At 58.2% G+C, this 16,660-nt stretch carries 15 protein-coding genes; 5 read left to right on the top strand and 10 right to left on the bottom strand.

Annotated elements, in window-relative coordinates; translation table 11 throughout:
• The first annotated feature begins 58 nt into the window (after nt 1-58).
• Together ABWV79_RS17455 and rpiB are read left to right on the top strand one after the other, a co-directional pair.
• Nucleotides 59-1,078 carry a ribose-phosphate pyrophosphokinase gene (locus ABWV79_RS17455; protein WP_170753405.1) on the top strand — a complete coding sequence of 340 codons (1,020 nt, stop codon included), beginning with the start codon at nt 59-61 and terminating at the stop codon, nt 1,076-1,078.
• Between the two features lie 57 nt (nt 1,079-1,135).
• Entirely contained in the window at nt 1,136-1,585 is a 450-nt protein-coding gene (rpiB, locus tag ABWV79_RS17450; protein ID WP_170352326.1) for a ribose 5-phosphate isomerase B, read from the top strand.
• Nucleotides 1,586-1,601: 16 nt separating this feature from the next.
• Here the strand turns inward: rpiB and ABWV79_RS17445 are convergent, their stop codons facing one another.
• From ABWV79_RS17445 to ABWV79_RS17415, 7 genes are all read right to left on the bottom strand, one after another.
• Nucleotides 1,602-1,952, bottom strand: coding sequence for an H-type lectin domain-containing protein (locus tag ABWV79_RS17445; protein ID WP_170352325.1), 351 nt, complete (start codon nt 1,950-1,952; stop codon nt 1,602-1,604).
• Nucleotides 1,953-2,069: 117 nt separating this feature from the next.
• Nucleotides 2,070-2,480, bottom strand: a complete 411-nt coding sequence (locus tag ABWV79_RS17440; RefSeq protein WP_170753407.1) for a F0F1 ATP synthase subunit epsilon — start codon at nt 2,478-2,480, stop codon at nt 2,070-2,072.
• 12 nt (nt 2,481-2,492) lie between these two features.
• Nucleotides 2,493-3,917, bottom strand: a complete 1,425-nt coding sequence (gene atpD, locus ABWV79_RS17435; protein ID WP_170352323.1) for a F0F1 ATP synthase subunit beta — start codon at nt 3,915-3,917, stop codon at nt 2,493-2,495.
• A gap of 20 nt (nt 3,918-3,937) precedes the next feature.
• Nucleotides 3,938-4,816 (bottom strand): F0F1 ATP synthase subunit gamma, encoded by an 879-nt coding sequence (locus ABWV79_RS17430; protein WP_170768996.1) that lies wholly within the window; start codon nt 4,814-4,816, stop codon nt 3,938-3,940.
• A gap of 12 nt (nt 4,817-4,828) precedes the next feature.
• On the bottom strand, nt 4,829-6,367 hold the full coding sequence (atpA, locus tag ABWV79_RS17425; protein ID WP_170352321.1) for a F0F1 ATP synthase subunit alpha: 1,539 nt from the start codon (nt 6,365-6,367) through the stop codon (nt 4,829-4,831).
• A complete protein-coding gene (locus tag ABWV79_RS17420) occupies nt 6,368-6,928 on the bottom strand; it encodes a F0F1 ATP synthase subunit delta (protein ID WP_170352320.1) in 561 nt (186 codons plus the stop codon). It lies immediately after the preceding gene.
• 312 nt (nt 6,929-7,240) lie between these two features.
• Complete coding sequence (locus ABWV79_RS17415; protein ID WP_353393541.1) at nt 7,241-7,975, bottom strand: class I SAM-dependent methyltransferase; 735 nt, start codon at nt 7,973-7,975, stop codon at nt 7,241-7,243.
• A 62-nt stretch (nt 7,976-8,037) separates the two neighbouring features.
• Between ABWV79_RS17415 and gloB the strand changes: the two genes are divergently transcribed.
• Together gloB and clpA are read left to right on the top strand one after the other, a co-directional pair.
• Nucleotides 8,038-8,805 carry a hydroxyacylglutathione hydrolase gene (gene gloB / locus ABWV79_RS17410; protein ID WP_353393539.1) on the top strand — a complete coding sequence of 256 codons (768 nt, stop codon included), beginning with the start codon at nt 8,038-8,040 and terminating at the stop codon, nt 8,803-8,805.
• 175 nt (nt 8,806-8,980) lie between these two features.
• On the top strand, nt 8,981-11,305 hold the full coding sequence (gene clpA, locus ABWV79_RS17405) for an ATP-dependent Clp protease ATP-binding subunit ClpA (RefSeq protein WP_170352317.1): 2,325 nt from the start codon (nt 8,981-8,983) through the stop codon (nt 11,303-11,305).
• An 801-nt stretch (nt 11,306-12,106) separates the two neighbouring features.
• Here the strand turns inward: clpA and ABWV79_RS17400 are convergent.
• The 3 genes from ABWV79_RS17400 to ABWV79_RS17390 form a co-directional block, all read right to left on the bottom strand.
• Nucleotides 12,107-13,786 (bottom strand): peptidoglycan -binding protein, encoded by a 1,680-nt coding sequence (locus ABWV79_RS17400; RefSeq protein ID WP_353393537.1) that lies wholly within the window; start codon nt 13,784-13,786, stop codon nt 12,107-12,109.
• A 3-nt stretch (nt 13,787-13,789) separates the two neighbouring features.
• Nucleotides 13,790-14,968: a biopolymer transporter ExbB gene (locus ABWV79_RS17395; protein ID WP_170352315.1), complete on the bottom strand. Its 1,179-nt coding sequence runs from the start codon at nt 14,966-14,968 to the stop codon at nt 13,790-13,792.
• A gap of 70 nt (nt 14,969-15,038) precedes the next feature.
• The gene (locus ABWV79_RS17390; protein ID WP_353393535.1) at nt 15,039-15,569 is read right to left on the bottom strand and encodes a gamma-glutamylcyclotransferase; all 531 of its coding nucleotides are present in this window, start codon (nt 15,567-15,569) and stop codon (nt 15,039-15,041) included.
• A gap of 67 nt (nt 15,570-15,636) precedes the next feature.
• On the opposite strand from ABWV79_RS17390, the gene ABWV79_RS17385 reads away from it, so the two are divergent.
• A complete protein-coding gene (locus ABWV79_RS17385; protein ID WP_353393533.1) occupies nt 15,637-16,638 on the top strand; it encodes a DUF2125 domain-containing protein in 1,002 nt (333 codons plus the stop codon).
• The last annotated feature ends 22 nt before the right edge of the window (nt 16,639-16,660 follow it).

Below are 16,660 nucleotides of genomic sequence, written 5' to 3'. Positions count from 1 at the left end.
GCGGTGTCAACATCACGAATCTGTCACATTAGCCTTTGCTGCCCGGGGACCTCAGCCGATGCCGACACTCAACGAACCCAAGCTGATCGCTGGGAACGCCAATCTTCCGCTTGCCCAGACCATTGCCCGCCGCATGAGCCTGTATCGCGGCGTCGATCAGGGCCTCGTCGATGCGCGCGTCGAACGCTTTAACGACGGTGAGATTTTCGTCGAAGTGTTCGAGAATGTGCGCGGCGAGGATATGTTCATCGTCCAGCCGACCTCGAACCCGGCAAACGACAACCTGATGGAGCTTTTGATCATCGCCGATGCACTGCGCCGTTCGTCCGCGCAGCGGATCACCGCCGTGATCCCCTATTTCGGCTATGCCCGTCAGGACCGCCGCACCAAGGCGCGCACGCCGATTTCCGCCAAGCTGGTCGCCAACATGCTGACCGGCGCCGGGATCGAGCGGGTTCTGACCATGGACCTGCACGCCGCGCAGATTCAAGGGTTCTTTGATATCCCGGTGGACAACCTCTATGCCTCACCGATCTTTGCGCTGGATGTGAAAAACCAGTTCAAGGACCAGATGGATGAGATCATGGTGGTCTCACCCGATGTGGGCGGCGTGGCCCGCGCGCGCGAATTGGCCAAGCGGATCGAAGCACCGCTGTCGATCGTCGACAAACGCCGCGAAAAGGCGGGTGAAGTGGCCGAAATGACTGTCATCGGCGACGTCAAAGACAAGATCTGCCTAATCGTGGACGACATGTGCGATACCGCCGGAACTCTGTGTAAGGCGGCTCAAGTGCTGCTGGATAACGGCGCGAAAGAGGTGCATTCCTATATCACCCACGGCGTCATGAGCGGCCCAGCGGTGGAACGTGTGACAAACTCGGTCATGAAGTCTCTGGTTCTGACCGACACGATCCAACCCACCAAAGAGGTCGCCAAAGCCAAGAATATCCGCATTGTTCCGACCGCGCCGATCTTTACACAGGCAATCCTGAACATCTGGAACGGCACCTCGGTATCGTCCTTGTTCGAGGACAAGACCCTGACCCCGATCTACGAATCCATGTACCACATGGACTGATTGACAAGGGTGGCGCGGCCACCCTTTTCGTACCAACCCAACAGGCAGGAGCGTCCCGTGACAGCCGCAAAACGTATTGTTCTTTCCAGCGATCATGCCGCCATCGATCTGCGTCAGGCCGTCGCCAAGCATGTCGCTGACCTCGGATGGGAGGTCGTGGACATCGGGCCGAAGACACCCGAGAGCACGCACTATCCAATCCACGGCAAAGCCGCAGCCGAGGCCGTCGCATCCGGCGATTGTCAGCTGGGCATTATTCTATGTGGCACCGGACAGGGCATCATGATGGCGGCAAACAAAGTGCCCGGCATACGCTGTGGCGTGTGTTCTGACGCATTCTCGGCCCGGATGATCCGTCAGCACAATGACGCCAACATGCTGTCCATCGGCGCGCGTGTCGTCGGTGAAGGGCAAGCGCTGGACATTGTCGCCGCGTTCCTTGGTGCCGAGTTCGAAGGTGGCCGTCACGCGACCCGCGTCGGAATGATCGAAGCATCAACTGACTGACTCTTGAACACGGGCATCAGGAGATGTCCCAATCATCCTCATGCGCAACCTCGCCGATCGCGGTCCACGTCACCCTAATCCGTGCGATTCGCGTGTCTGACCACGTGCGGAACACTGCGTCGAATCCTTCGTTCGTAGTGTTTTCGGCCTTCACTTCGGCCCGCAACGCTGAGGTTGTGTCCACATCCCATAGGGATATACCGATCTGAACAACCGGCGCAGATCGGAACGGCTGGCGAAACGTCACAGCCGAGCGTCTCTCGCGCGTACCGTTGCCGGTCCACATGTCACCGCCGTTGGAAAATTCGGAAAACACCACGGTCTCGCCTTGGTCGATACCAATAGGATGGGTTCGAAACGTCTTCATTTTATTGTCTGTTCTTTATCAATTACCGAAATCTAATTCGGCTTCATGATGAAATCACGACAAAAAACGGCCCTACTGTCGCAGGGCCGTTTCTAATGATCCATTTGCAACAAGCCGTTACAGGCTCATATGCGTCCCAAGCGCTTCCATGTCGGCCAGCAGCTTGGCTGCATCGTCTACGATCGACTGATCGTCGCCAGACTTTGCGGCCTCGTGCGAAGCGCGGGCTTCCGCGATCAGGTCGTCCAGATGCGACCGGGTCACTTCGGCAACCGGGATAGCCTTTTCAGCCAGAACCGACAGGCCGTCGCCGTTGATCTGGGCAAACCCGCCGGTGACCAGGTATTCGCTGGCTCCTGCAGGTGCCTCAACCTTCAGCAGACCGGGGCGCAGCGTCGTGATGGTGGGGGCATGATCGGGCATCGCCGTCATGTCCCCATCCGCGCCGGGAAGCTGGACCGCGGTGGCCTCAAGCGAAGCTAGGCTCCGCTCGGGGCTGACGAGGTCGAATTGCATCGTGTTTGCCATCAGGGATACTCCTTAGGCGGCTTCTGCGGCCATCTTTTCCGCTTTGGCGATCACTTCGTCGATGCCGCCAACCATCAGGAAGGCCGCTTCGGGCAGGTGATCGTATTCGCCAGCGACAACAGCTTTGAACGACGCGATGGTCACGTCCAGAGGAACCTGAACGCCCGGCGAGCCGGTGAAGACCTGTGCAACGTCGAACGGCTGCGACATGAAGCGTTCGATCTTACGGGCACGGGCCACGGTCAGTTTGTCTTCTTCCGAAAGTTCGTCCATGCCGAGGATGGCGATGATGTCCTGAAGCGACTTGTAGCGCTGGAGGATCTGCTGAACGTCGGTCGCAACCGCGTAGTGCTCTTCACCCACAATCGCGGGGTCCAACAGACGCGAGGACGAGTCGAGCGGGTCAACAGCCGGGTAGATACCCTTTTCCGAGATCGCACGGTTCAGAACGGTGGTTGCGTCCAAGTGAGCAAACGATGTTGCCGGCGCGGGGTCGGTCAAGTCGTCCGCGGGAACGTAGATGGCCTGCACCGAGGTGATCGAGCCCGACTTGGTCGAGGTGATGCGTTCTTGCAGGGCGCCCATGTCGGTGGCCAGCGTCGGCTGGTAGCCCACCGCCGAAGGAATACGACCCAGCAGAGCCGAAACCTCGGATCCCGCCTGCGTAAAGCGGAAGATGTTGTCGACGAAGAACAGAACGTCGGTACCGGACTGGTCGCGGAACTGCTCGGCCAGTGTCAGGCCGGTCAGAGCAACACGCGCACGCGCTCCCGGAGGTTCGTTCATCTGACCGTAGACCAGGGCCACCTGCGATTCCGACAGGTTGTCAGGCTTGATCACGTTCGATTCGATCATTTCGTGATACAGGTCGTTGCCTTCACGGGTCCGTTCACCAACGCCCGCGAACACCGAGAAGCCCGAGTGCACTTTTGCGATGTTGTTGATCAGTTCCATGATCAGAACGGTTTTACCAACGCCGGCACCGCCGAACAGGCCGATCTTACCGCCTTTGGCGTAGGGGGCCAGCAGGTCCACAACCTTGATGCCGGTCACAAGGATTTCCGACTCGGTCGACTGTTCCGCGAACTCGGGCGCGGGCTGGTGGATCGCGCGGGCCTCGGTTGCTTCAACCGGGCCTTTTTCGTCGATCGGCTCGCCGACCACGTTCAGGATGCGGCCCAGGGTGGCGTTGCCAACCGGAACCGAGATCGGTGCGCCGGTGTCGGTCACAACCTCGCCGCGGACCAGACCTTCGGTCGCGTCCATCGCAATGGTGCGGACGGTGTTTTCGCCTAGGTGCTGAGCAACTTCCAACACCAGGCGCTTGCCGTTGTTGGTGGTTTCCAGCGCGTTCAGAATTTCAGGCAGTGCGTCATCGAACTGGACGTCGACGACGGCCCCGATGATCTGTGTGACTTTGCCTTTTGCATTCGCCATGTTTCGTCTCCGGTATGTCTCTACAGCGCTTCGGCGCCGGAAATAATTTCAATCAGCTCGTTGGTGATCACGGCCTGACGCGAGCGGTTGAACTGGATCGTCAGCTTGTCGATCATTTCGCCCGCGTTGCGTGTCGCGTTGTCCATTGCGGACATCCGTGCACCCTGTTCAGACGCTCCGTTTTCGAGCAGAGCCGAGAAGATCGCGGTGGCAACCCCCTTGGGCAGCAGGTCGGCCAGAATGGCCTCTTCGCTGGGCTCGTAGTCGAAGATGGCACCGCTGTCGTCACCTGCCGCGTCGTCCTCGAACGATGCGGGGATGATTTGCTGTGCCGTCGGGATCTGGGTCACGACGTTGACGAACTTCGAGTAGAAGATCGTGGCAACATCGAACTCAGCCCCGTCAAAGCGGGACAGGATGTCCTTGGCGATGTCCTGCGCGTTGGCATAGCCAATGCGCTTGACCTCGCTCAGGTCGACATGTCCAACGAACAGATCGCCCAAATCGCGCTTGAGCGCGTCGCGGCCTTTCTTGCCAACGGTCAGAACCTTGACCGTCTTGCCTTTGCCGCGCAGCTCTTCCGCCTTTTGGCGGGCCAGCTTGGCGATGTTCGAGTTGAAGCCGCCACACAGGCCGCGTTCAGCTGTCATCACAACCAGCAGATGGACATCATCGCTGCCCGTACCACGGAGCAGCTTGGGGGCGCTGTCGCTGCCCCCGACCGAAGCCGCCAGCCCCGCCATCACGGCATTGAACCGCTCGGCATAAGGGCGCGAGGCTTCGGCAGATTCCTGGGCGCGGCGCAGTTTTGCAGCCGCGACCATCTGCATGGCCTTGGTGATCTTGCGGGTCGACTTGACCGACTCGATCCTGTTTTTAAGGTCCTTCAGACTAGGCATCGGAACCCCCCGTTACGCGAAGGTCGCGGCGTATTCGTCGATCGCTGCCTTGATCTTATCGGACGCGTCACCTTTGATCTTGGGATCTTCGTCTGTCAGCCATTTCAGCAGGTCGGCGTGCTTGCCGCGCAGGTGCGCCAGCAGACCGGCCTCATAGCGGCCGACGTCCGAGACGTCGATCTTATCGAGGTAACCGTTGGTGCCCGCGAAGATGACGCAGACGATTTCCGCGTTGGTCAGCGGCGAGTACTGCGGCTGTTTCATCAGCTCGGTCAGACGCGCACCACGGTTCAGCAGCTGCTGGGTTGCGGCGTCGAGGTCCGAACCAAACTGCGCAAACGCAGCCATTTCGCGGTACTGAGCCAGTTCCAGTTTAACCGGACCAGCAACCGATTTCATCGCGTTGGTCTGAGCCGAGGAGCCCACACGCGAAACCGACAGACCGGTGTTCACAGCAGGACGGATGCCCTGGTAGAACAGTTCGGTTTCCAGGAAGATCTGACCATCGGTGATCGAGATCACGTTGGTCGGAATAAACGCCGAAACGTCGCCACCTTGGGTTTCAATAACCGGCAGAGCGGTCAGCGAGCCTGCGCCGAAATCTTCGTTCAGCTTCGCCGAACGTTCCAGCAGACGGGAGTGGAGGTAGAAAACGTCACCAGGATAGGCTTCACGTCCGGGCGGACGACGCAGCAGCAGGGACATCTGACGATAGGACACAGCCTGTTTCGACAGGTCATCATAGATAATCAGCGCGTGGCGGCCGTTGTCGCGGAAGTATTCGGCCATCGCGGTCGCCGAGTACGGCGCCAGGAACTGCATCGGCGCCGGGTCAGACGCGGTTGCGGCCACAACGATCGAGTATTCAATCGCGCCGGATTCTTCCAGCTTCTTCACCAGCTGTGCAACGGTCGAACGCTTCTGCCCAACAGCCACGTAGATGCAGTACAGTTTCTTCGACTCGTCGTCGCCTGCTGCGTCGTTGTAGACTTTCTGGTTCAGGATGGTGTCCAGAGCAACGGCGGTTTTACCGGTCTGACGGTCACCAATGATCAGCTCACGCTGGCCACGGCCGATCGGGATCATCGCGTCAACCGATTTCAGGCCGGTTGCCATCGGCTCGTGCACCGATTTACGCGGGATGATGCCAGGGGCTTTGACGTCTGCAACGCCACGCTTGGAAGCGTTGATGGGGCCTTTGCCGTCCAGCGGATTGCCCAGACCGTCAACAACACGGCCCAGAAGTTCGTCACCGATCGGAACGTCCACGATCGAGTTGGTGCGCTTGACGGTGTCACCTTCTTTGATGTCACGGTCAGAACCGAAGATAACGACACCGACGTTGTCGCTTTCCAAGTTCAGGGCCATGCCCATGATGCCACCGGGGAATTCGACCATCTCACCGGCTTGCACATTGTCCAGGCCGTATACACGGGCAATCCCGTCACCGACGCTCAGCACGCGGCCGATTTCGGCCACTTCTGCTTCCTGACCAAAGTTCTTGATCTGGTCCTTCAGGATTGCAGAAATCTCTGCAGCTTGGATTCCCATTTATCCGACCTCTTTCATTGCATTCTGTAGGGAGTTCAGCTTCGAACGGATCGAGCTATCGATCATCTTCGAGCCCACTTTAACGACAAGACCGCCGATGAGGCTTTCATCAACGGTCGCATTGATTGTCACGGTCTTGCCCACACGCTCGGACAGCGTTTTGGACAGTTTTTCCATCTGTGTCTTGGTCAGGGCCTTGGCCGAGGCGACATCGGCGGTCACTTCGCCACGCTCTTCGGCCAGCATGTCGCGCAGAACCTGCACCAGTTGCGGCACGACAAACAGGCGGCGTTTTTGCGCCATCAGACCCAGCGTATTACGCAGTATCGCGTTCAGGCCCATCTTGTCAGCGATCGCTGTAATGGCGCCTTCCTGTTCGGCGCGCGAAACCAGAGGCGAAGCGATCAGGTTACGCAGTTCGGCGCTGTCGCCCAATGCTGCTGCCAGATCGTTAATTCCGGTCTCCAGACCTGCGAGGTCTTTATTCTCTTTCGCGATCTCGAAAATCGCAGTGGCATAGCGCTCGGCAATGCCTGTGGAAATCGAAGCTGGTTCGGACACGTCCACCCTTCCGATATTTGAGGCCCCGAATTCGCGTTGCGGCAGCTACCCCGGGGGCGTGAAGAAACCCCGGCCATACGGTCGGGGATCAAAATCACCGGGGATGTAGCAGAGCCGAACCCAGCTCGCAACATATTATCACGAGGGCAGGCTTATCCACAAAATGTTTGATTTCATGGGGTTACGCAGGGTGCGACCCTTTTGTCCGGTTGGAGGGGACTAAAAATGTTACGAAAGTGTAGGTTTTTGCGATTCCTGTGACCATTTTCCCGCATTTTCTTCGCTTGGCGGAGTTACAAAAGTGGACAAAAGTTAGGCGGGCTTCAGCAAACCATCCAACGCCTTGATCGGCCGACGAACAGGATCCTTTGTGACGCTGCCGCTTGGAGGCCGGATGTGTTTAGTTGCTTCGACCATCAAGACGCCTCCGGCCATGACCGTGGGAATCCGCTGACCCGTTTTTTCAATCAAACTGCCCGACTTGAGCCAAAATCGGCGGAATGACGGCGGCAAATACAATGCTGAACAATGGCTTTCCGGTTCAAAATGATGCGCCCGAAGTTGGTTTTCTAACTGCGTCGCTGAATAAGGGCGTCCAAAGCCAAACGGCGTCCGGTCCGTCCGCGACCACAATCCCGCGCGATTGGGCACAATAAAGAACGCGCGCCCTCCGGGGCCCAGTACCCGCCAGCATTCATTTAACAGCTCGCTTGGCCGCTGTGAGGTCTCAAGCCCGTGCATCACCACCAGCTTGTCCACGTGCCCGGTCTCAATCGGCCACATCGTCTCTTCCGTCAGGACCGAGACGTTGGGCATCCCTGCGGGCCACGGCATCACACCTTGCGGTCCGGGCATCAGCCCAATCACCCGCCGGGCATCTGCCAGATAGGGGCGCAGCAAGGGTACGGCGAAGCCAAACCCGGCGACCGTCTGGCCCTTGGCTTCGGGCCATTGTTCGATCAACCGACCCCGGATCGCCGCCTGCGCCGCACGCCCCAATGTGCTGCGGTAGTAGAAATTCCTAAGATCCTGCACATCAAGATGCATTGCGGACACCCGGTCAATCGACTTAGCTTCGGCGCAGTCTAGCAACGAAAGGGCAAAAGGCCATGCCTCTTGAGATCGTCACCATCCCATGTCTCAGCGATAACTACGCTTTTCTGGCGCATGACGCCGCAAGCGGCAACACCGCATTGATCGACGCGCCAGAGGCTGCCCCCATTCTGGCCCAGCTGGACCAGCGCGGCTGGACACTCAGCCACGTTTTACTGACGCATCACCACTTTGACCATGTGGACGGGTTGCCCGGAATTCTGGAAAAGCACCCCGCCAAAATCATAGGGGCCGCTGCGGACGCGCATCGTTTGCCCCCTTTGGACCAACAAGTCAGCGAAGGCGATACGTTTGAGTTGGGCGGAGAGACGGTGCAAGTGCTGGATGTCTCGGGCCATACAGTTGGACACATCGCATTCTATATGCCGCAAAGCGCCGTTGTATTTACCGCCGACAGTTTGATGGCTTTGGGATGTGGTCGCCTGTTTGAAGGAACCGCCCCGCAGATGTGGGACTCATTATCCAAGCTGGCCGCTTTGCCCGACGATACTCTGGTGTGTTCGGGTCACGAATATACGCAATCCAACGCCAAATTCGCTCTGACCGTCGACCCAGACAATGCCGCGCTGCGCGACCGCGCGGCGGATATCGACCGCGTCCGTGCCGCTGGCGAACCTACGGTGCCGTCAAGTTTGGCGCTGGAAAAGGCCACAAATCCGTTTCTGCGCGCCGCTGATCCGGCGATTCAAGCGCATTTAGGGATGTCGGGCGCTGAACCCGCTGCGGTATTTGCAGAAATTCGGGCTAGAAAAGACAGGTTTTGATGCCTATTTCACCCGCTTCACGGCCACGGTCACAATAAATGTGACTGTCAAGTGAAAGAAAACCCTTGAAGCCGGGCCATGATCAACCAAACTCTAATAGTATGAGGACACGGTTGGGATGGGGATCCGGCCAAAAGCCCGCGCCCCTTCCGACCCAAGACAGAGGAGCACCCGCGTGCCTTCATTCTCGAGCACATTAGAACAAGCCATTCACGCGGCCCTTGCGGCTGCGAACGAACGGCGACACGAATTCGCCACGCTAGAGCATCTGCTGCTGGCGCTGCTGGAAGAACCGGACGCGATCCGAGTTATGAAAGCCTGCAGCGTCGATCTGGATGAGCTGCGCAGCACTCTGGTCGAATTCATCGACGAAGACCTGTCTAATCTGGTTACGGATATCGACGGGTCCGAGGCTGTGCCAACGGCCGCTTTCCAACGCGTGATCCAGCGCGCCGCCATCCACGTTCAAAGCTCGGGCCGGACCGAGGTCACGGGCGCAAACGTGCTGGTTGCGATCTTTGCTGAACGCGAAAGCAACGCGGCCTATTTCCTGCAAGAACAGGACATGACACGGTATGACGCGGTGAATTTTATCGCACATGGCGTCGCCAAAGACCCAGCTTACGGCGAAAGCCGATCGGTCTCGGGCGCGGATCAGGTCGAGGACGAAACGCAACCCTCTGCTGGCGAAGGTGAGCAGAAGGAAAGCGCACTTGGCAAATACTGCGTTGATCTGAACACCAAATCCCGTGCAGGGGACGTAGATCCGCTGATTGGCCGCGCGGATGAAGTTGAACGTTGCATTCAAGTGCTTTGCCGTCGCCGCAAGAATAACCCGCTGCTGGTGGGTGATCCGGGCGTGGGGAAAACCGCTATCGCCGAAGGTTTGGCCCATAAAATCGTCGTGGGCGAAGCGCCCGATGTGCTGTCCGAAACCACGATTTATTCGCTGGATATGGGCGCTTTGCTGGCGGGCACGCGTTATCGCGGTGATTTCGAAGAGCGACTGAAAGCAGTCGTAACCGAATTGGAAGAGCATCCCGATGCCGTGCTGTTCATTGACGAGATTCACACAGTCATCGGCGCAGGAGCCACTTCGGGCGGCGCAATGGATGCGTCGAACCTTCTGAAACCTGCCCTACAGGGCGGTAAACTGCGCACGATGGGTTCGACCACATACAAAGAGTTCCGGCAGCATTTCGAAAAGGACCGCGCGCTCAGCCGCAGGTTCCAGAAGATCGACGTGAATGAGCCTTCGGTCGAGGACAGCGTGAAAATCCTGCGCGGCCTTAAACCGTATTTTGAAGAGCATCACGCGATCAAATACACTGCGGACGCGATCAAAACGGCGGTGGAACTGTCGGCGCGCTACATCAATGACCGCAAACTGCCTGACAAGGCTATCGACGTTATTGACGAGGCCGGTGCAGCTCAGCATTTGGTCGCGGAAAGCAAGCGTCGCAAAACAATCGGCGTGAAAGAGATTGAGGCCGTGGTCGCCAAGATCGCGCGCATCCCGCCCAAGAACGTCACCAAGGACGATGCCGAGGTTCTAAAAGACCTTGAGACCTCGCTGAAACGGGTGGTGTTCGGTCAGGACGACGCCATTGTCGCGTTGTCCAGCGCGATCAAACTGGCGCGCGCGGGCCTTCGTGAACCTGAAAAGCCCATCGGTAACTACCTGTTCGCAGGTCCGACCGGTGTGGGTAAAACCGAAGTGGCGAAACAGCTGGCAGATACGCTGGGTGTAGAACTGCTGCGTTTCGACATGTCTGAATACATGGAGAAACACGCCGTTTCTCGTCTGATCGGTGCGCCTCCGGGTTATGTCGGGTTCGATCAGGGCGGTCTTCTGACTGACGGCGTTGACCAGCATCCGCATTGCGTGCTGCTGCTGGATGAGATCGAGAAAGCGCATCCGGACGTCTTTAACATCCTGTTGCAGGTTATGGATCATGGTGAGCTGACGGACCACAACGGCCGCACGGTGAATTTCCGCAACGTTGTGCTGATCATGACCTCGAACGCTGGCGCTCAGGAGCAAGCCAAGGCCGCGATCGGCTTTGGACGCGACCGTCGCGAAGGCGAAGATACCGCTGCGATTGAACGGACCTTCACACCGGAATTCCGCAACCGTCTGGACGCGGTGATTTCGTTCGCGCCGCTGCCGAAAGAGGTCATCCTTCAAGTTGTCGAGAAGTTCGTGCTGCAGCTTGAGGCACAGTTGATGGACCGCAATGTGACCTTTGACCTGACACCCAAGGCCGCCGAATGGTTGGCGGACAAGGGTTATGACGACAAGATGGGTGCGCGCCCGCTGGGCCGCGTCATTCAAGAACACATCAAGAAGCCTTTGGCCGAGGAGCTGCTATTCGGCAAGCTGGCCAAGGGCGGCGTGGTCCGCGTTTCGGTCAAGAAAGGCGATCTGAACCTGGAAATTCTGGGCCCCGATCAGCCCCGCATACCGGGCGACAAACCACCCTTGCTCACAGCTGACTGATCGATGAGAAAACAAAAAACCCGCCTAGTAGGCGGGTTTTTCATTGCACCATTATCTCGGTTGATCCCATAGCGGAGCGAAATACGGCTTCAACTTCTTCCTGTGAACCAAGCGATACGCTGACAAAAACGAACGGGCAAAACGTAAGCCTTCGCCGCCTTGAGAAAGGGCAGACAAAAGCGCGATGCTAATATCTCGGGCTTTTCTAATCGATCCGGCCTGGCTTGGATCGAAATATTCGAAGTCAATAAAGCGTATTCTGCGCCCGTCCCAGCACATATCCCGAAATGCAGGGCGCCCATGCGCCAGATCCGCTGCATGCAAACGCGCAAGCGCTTGCCCGGCCGCACTGCAGGCTGCCAATTTCTCCACTGTGGTTACAAGCGGATCGCCGCATAAGGCGCTCAAACTATGTCCTGCGTCTTCGACTACAAAATAGCTGTCGCTTTCTAGAAGAACCGCCGGAACTGGAACTCCGCAACTGCTTAAGAAGCGATGCGATCGCCGATCCCTATCAAAAGCTTGCCCGGGCAACCCCTTCACAACCCAAAGGTGTGGACCTGAACGCTCGATCCGTTTGAGCCAAACCGCGGCCCCACAGCGCATTTCGCACCTTGTTACACGACGGTAAGGAGCGCTTAGTGCGCTATCAACAATATAGCGAAGTTCCGAAACGCCTGCTTTCACGATCCCTACCCGTTCAACCTAGGGTACATATATAGGGATGCGCGTGGCCTTTTCCATGCGACTACGCCGCTATTTTAGCGTAGGTTCAGACCGTCTCAAATCAGAAATACACAATCAGCGTTCGGTCAGTTTCAGCTCGATCCGGCGGTTCTGGGCGCGGGCTTCTGGCGTGTCCGCCGGGTTTACAGGCTGAAACTCACCAAACCCGTTGGCCGCTAGGCGATTCGGTGGGATACCCAGCGCTTCGACCATGTACAGCACGACCGACAACGCGCGGCCCTGGCTAAGTTCCCAGTTATCGCGATAACGACCTGATCCTGCCAGTGGAACGTTGTCGGTATGACCATCGACCCGGATAACCCAGTTCAGACCTTCTGGGATCTCGGCTGCCACGGTCCGCAGGATGTTGGCAACTTTTGCGACCTCAAGCTGGCCTGCGGGGGACAGGACGGCCGAGCCGGTATCAAACAAAACCTCGGACGAAAACACAAAGCGGTCGCCTTCGATCCGAACACCCTCCTGATCCCCCAAAACATCCCGGAGCCGGCCGAAGAATTCCGAGCGATAGCGCTGCAAATCCTCAGCCTGAGCAACCAGTTCTTCGTTCTGACCCGACAGCTTTTCGGCTTCGGCTTCCAACCGGACGCGCTCAGCCTCTTCCAGAAGGCGGCGGCGGCGCTCTTCCGAGGCCGCACGGGCAAGTGCAGCGTTCAGATCCTGCCCCAACGTCTGAATGCGGATGTCGGCGGCAGCGTTTCGCTCTTCGTAGTCGTCCAGCAAGGCTTGCAAACCGCCCAGCTGATTACGGAGGGCGGCCATCTGCTGATTCAGCAGCGCGGTTTGGCGCTGCGCTTTTGCGGAAACCGCCTGTTCTGCCGAGATCGCTTCGCGCGCGACGGCCAGCAGCGCAGCTCTTTCCTCTGCTAGCGTGCGCTGCTCCTGCGCCTCGGTCTGGGCCTGCGTGCGCGCAGCCAAAGCAGCTTCAAGCTGGGCTTGCAACTCCTCAGTATTCAACTCGCCGAACTGACGCTCCAACTCTGCTTTGGCAGCTTGCGCCGCCGCAAGAAGGGTAAGCGTATCCTCGGCCTCTTTCCTTTGCGCCTCTAGCGCAAGCGTCATGGCCGTCAGTTCCGCATCCGCATCCTGAAGCCGGTTTCGCAGGTTTTCTGCCGCTGCTGCCTCGGCCAATCGGGCGGTTTCTTCTGCGCTTAGCTGCTCTTCGAGCTCGGAAATCAATGCCTCTTGGGCCGTGCCGCTTTGTTCGAGATCAGCAACAAGTGCCTCAAGCGCCTCACGGCGCGCGGCCGCCAGACGCGCGGCCTCGGCCTGTGCGTCAATTTCCGAACGGCTTTGGGCTAGGGCAAGGTTCAACGCTTCTTGTTCGGTCAACAGGGTCTCACGTTCCGACTCCAGCGACGCGATGGCCCCGCGCGCGCGTTCCTGATCTGCAAGAAGCGCCGCGACCTGATCTTCAAAATTAGTTAGACGCAACTGAGCATCAACAAGTTCGCCTTCGACTTGGGACAAGGTCGAATTCAAAGCTCCCAACCGCGCCTCAAGCCGGCTGTTCTCACGCTCTTCCAACCCCAGCGCGTTGGCCAACGCGGCAACCTCGCCAGACAAGGCGGACAGCTCATCTTCCTGACCCGAGATCGTTTCACGCAGAACGAATTGCACGACCATGAAAATGGTTAAGACAAAGGTCAACACCATCAACAGCCCAGTGATCGCATCCACGAAGCCTGGCCAGACAGAGCCCTGAAACCGTTGACCTGTGCGGCGAGACAGGGCCATGGGTTATTCTCCGTCCGGGGTGGTGCGAACGGCGCCCCGTGGCAAGGTCAAAGCCTTGACCAACAGTTCAATATCTTTGCGCAGTTCACTCATGCTTTCCTGGCGACCCGCCGAGATTTCTTCGAGAATACGAAGTAACTGAACATCCATGGACCGCAGGCGCATACGGCTTTCGGCGTCGATCCCGTCGCCAGTGCCTTGCTCGCGCATGTGGTCCAACAAGGCATCCTGTCCCAGAGCAACGCGTTCCAGCGCGGCTGTGACCCCTTCGGCCTCGGACTGGCGCATGTTCATTTCACCTATCGAACTGACCAGCTGATTCAGATTGGCGGACACCGATGCGCGGTCGGCCTCTTGCGCTTCGAAAAGATCCTGCAACGCATTCATCTGTTCCGACATTGCATCCAGAACAGGGGTAAGAACCGCCAGTTCAGCCCCACCTTCGTCACCAGAAGCGAACCCGACTCGGGTGATTGACGACAGCCACTCTTCCAACTCGCGGTAGAACCGGCTTTGCCCGTGACCTGCAAACAGTTCAAGCAGGCCGACGATCAACGATCCGGCCAAACCCAAAAGCGATGACCCAAAGGCCACGCCCATACCCTGCAACTGCGCCTCGAGCCCGACCATAAGGCGGTTGAAGACAGCCAACCCTTCTTCCCCTTCTTGGGGGTTTAGGCTGCGAATCGTGTCAACGATGGCCGGAACAGTTGTCGCCAGACCAAAGAAAGTGCCAAGCAGACCCAGATAAATCAGAACATTGGTGATGTAACGCGTGATCTCGCGTTCTTCTTCAACCCGTTCTGCCACCGAATCCAGAATGGACCGGGTCGAGCTAGAGCTGATCTGAGACCGCGCTCCACGTTCCCGCAGCAGCGACGCCAGAGGGGCCAAGAGCTGCGGGGTCCGAGCGTCTTCGCGTACAACGCCACCGACGAAGGCTTCGATCCAACGAACCGAGCCGATCAACTGTGTCACCTGATAAAAACAGGCCAATACGCCGATGCCAAATACCAGCAGGATGAAGCCGTTCAGGTAAGGGTTGGCGTAGAAAACAGGCAGAACATAGGGCAGAGCCATAAAAACTCCGCCACCCGCCAGTGCAATCGCAACCAACATCGTTACGATCTGACGAATGGGTTGCGAGAAATGCGGTCTCGCGCTTTGATGTGCCTGCGCCATGCGCGTGGTTCCCGGTCTTTAGCTGCTCTGAGGATAAATCTAGCGAAAATCCGCCGGTTACGCCAAGGGTTTATGCGGTAATGTCACGCACGCGTTGCGCCAACCACTCAAGATCGGCATCGTGCAGGCCAATCTCGGCAAGATGTTCAGCAGTGTTATAGAGGTATTCAGTGTTTGGCCCCCGACCGCCGACGGCGTGTGCAATGATCTGGGCCTGCTCTTCCAAAGGCATTCCCCCGCAATACTGCACATGATCTTTTTCGATCACGTAAGTGACTGCATTGACCGTGTCACCGGTTTCCAAATGCACATCCAGCATCTTTTCGACATAGGCGGAAGATATCAACTCGCGCTCTCGCAGCTCTTGTAAGGTGCGATCTTCGTGGCCTGCCTGGACCGCAAGAGCCAACCCTTTGCACTGTGCATCGTCTTGTTCATCCAACGCCAGAACAAGGCCCGGCTCATCCTCGGTACCGCGATGGTGAATCGAACTCATGCAAAATGAGCGTGCGTAGCCGATCAAAGTCGCGCGTTCACTGCGGGCCACAGGAAAGCCGGGATTCCACAACAGCGACCCATATCCGAAAACCCACATCGTCATAACTCTGGTCCTTGCCCGTTTGCGCCTATAAACATCAAATTTGAGGTGGGAAAAAGGGCCAACTGCCATGCGCGGGCTGATACGAGTCATCATTGTCATAACTGTGATCTGGAGCGCTTACTGGTTCGTCGCGGGCATCGGCTTGCGAAACGCGATCACGACCTGGTTCGACACGCAGCAAGAACAGGGCTGGCAAGCCGAGTTCGCTGAAGTCACAACAGCCGGATACCCGTTGAACCACGTAACACGCCTGAGCAGTCCCGCGCTTGCCGACCCGGTCAACGGCACCGCCTGGAGCGCCGATTGGATTCAATTCCAAAGCCCCGCAATCTGGCCCGGCAGACAGGTTTTGCGTTTTGCCGACACGCCGCAACGGCTGTCCTATTTTGATCAGACATCGACCATTCAAGCCGCTGATATGCAAGCTGAGCTACAGCTTCAGCCCGGTGTTGCGCTGGTCCTGGAAAAGATGGCCCTGACAGCCGGAGCATGGTCGGTCGCCGACAATTCCGAGGCCCTGGCCGGAGGCGAAACCCTGGCGCTTGTAATGGAGCAGACTGAGACGCCCGAAACATACATGATCAGCGCTCGCATTGATGCCTTCATGCCCGGGGATGAGTTGCGCGCGCTGATGCGATCAGCCACCACACTGCCGCAGACCTTCGAAACGCTCGAGTTGGACATGCGTGCAACATTCGACAGACCTTGGGACCGGTCCGCGCTGGAACTGAGCAGGCCGCAACCCGTGAACATTGAACTCCGTCTGGCCGAGATGAAATGGGGGGCGCTGCGCTTGTTCGCTGCCGGAGAGTTGGACGTTGACCCCCAAGGCATCCCCACCGGCGAGATCGCGGTCAAGGCAGAAAACTGGCGCGATATGATTGCCATGGCCAATGCAGCAGGCGCCCTGCCCGATCAGGCGGTTGATCCGGTAACCCGTGCCTTAAACTTCATGGCGGGCCTTGGCGGCAACCCCAACGCATTGGACTTGCAGCTTAATTTCCGCGACGGCTTTGTCGCGCTCGGCCCCTTGCCAATCGGGCCTGCACCGCGTTTGATTCTACGGTAACAACTTCTGCTATGTATCTGTC

This window comes from Ruegeria sp. HU-ET01832, from assembly GCF_040371315.1.
GTDB classification, from domain to species: Bacteria; Pseudomonadota; Alphaproteobacteria; order Rhodobacterales; family Rhodobacteraceae; genus Ruegeria; species Ruegeria lacuscaerulensis_A.
This window is presented reverse-complemented; position numbering and strand designations above follow the sequence as displayed.

Coding starts and splice junctions, on each gene's coding strand:
- gloB (WP_353393539.1), top strand. CDS start 8,038: ATGCCTCTTGAGATCGTCACCATCCCATGTCTCAGCGATAACTACGCT.
- atpD (WP_170352323.1), bottom strand. CDS start 3,917: ATGGCGAATGCAAAAGGCAAAGTCACACAGATCATCGGGGCCGTCGTC.
- ABWV79_RS17430 (WP_170768996.1), bottom strand. CDS start 4,816: ATGCCTAGTCTGAAGGACCTTAAAAACAGGATCGAGTCGGTCAAGTCG.
- ABWV79_RS17440 (WP_170753407.1), bottom strand. CDS start 2,480: ATGGCAAACACGATGCAATTCGACCTCGTCAGCCCCGAGCGGAGCCTA.
- ABWV79_RS17395 (WP_170352315.1), bottom strand. CDS start 14,968: ATGGCGCAGGCACATCAAAGCGCGAGACCGCATTTCTCGCAACCCATT.
- ABWV79_RS17385 (WP_353393533.1), top strand. CDS start 15,637: ATGCGCGGGCTGATACGAGTCATCATTGTCATAACTGTGATCTGGAGC.
- ABWV79_RS17455 (WP_170753405.1), top strand. CDS start 59: ATGCCGACACTCAACGAACCCAAGCTGATCGCTGGGAACGCCAATCTT.
- ABWV79_RS17390 (WP_353393535.1), bottom strand. CDS start 15,569: ATGACGATGTGGGTTTTCGGATATGGGTCGCTGTTGTGGAATCCCGGC.
- ABWV79_RS17400 (WP_353393537.1), bottom strand. CDS start 13,786: ATGGCCCTGTCTCGCCGCACAGGTCAACGGTTTCAGGGCTCTGTCTGG.
- ABWV79_RS17445 (WP_170352325.1), bottom strand. CDS start 1,952: ATGAAGACGTTTCGAACCCATCCTATTGGTATCGACCAAGGCGAGACC.
- ABWV79_RS17415 (WP_353393541.1), bottom strand. CDS start 7,975: ATGCATCTTGATGTGCAGGATCTTAGGAATTTCTACTACCGCAGCACA.
- atpA (WP_170352321.1), bottom strand. CDS start 6,367: ATGGGAATCCAAGCTGCAGAGATTTCTGCAATCCTGAAGGACCAGATC.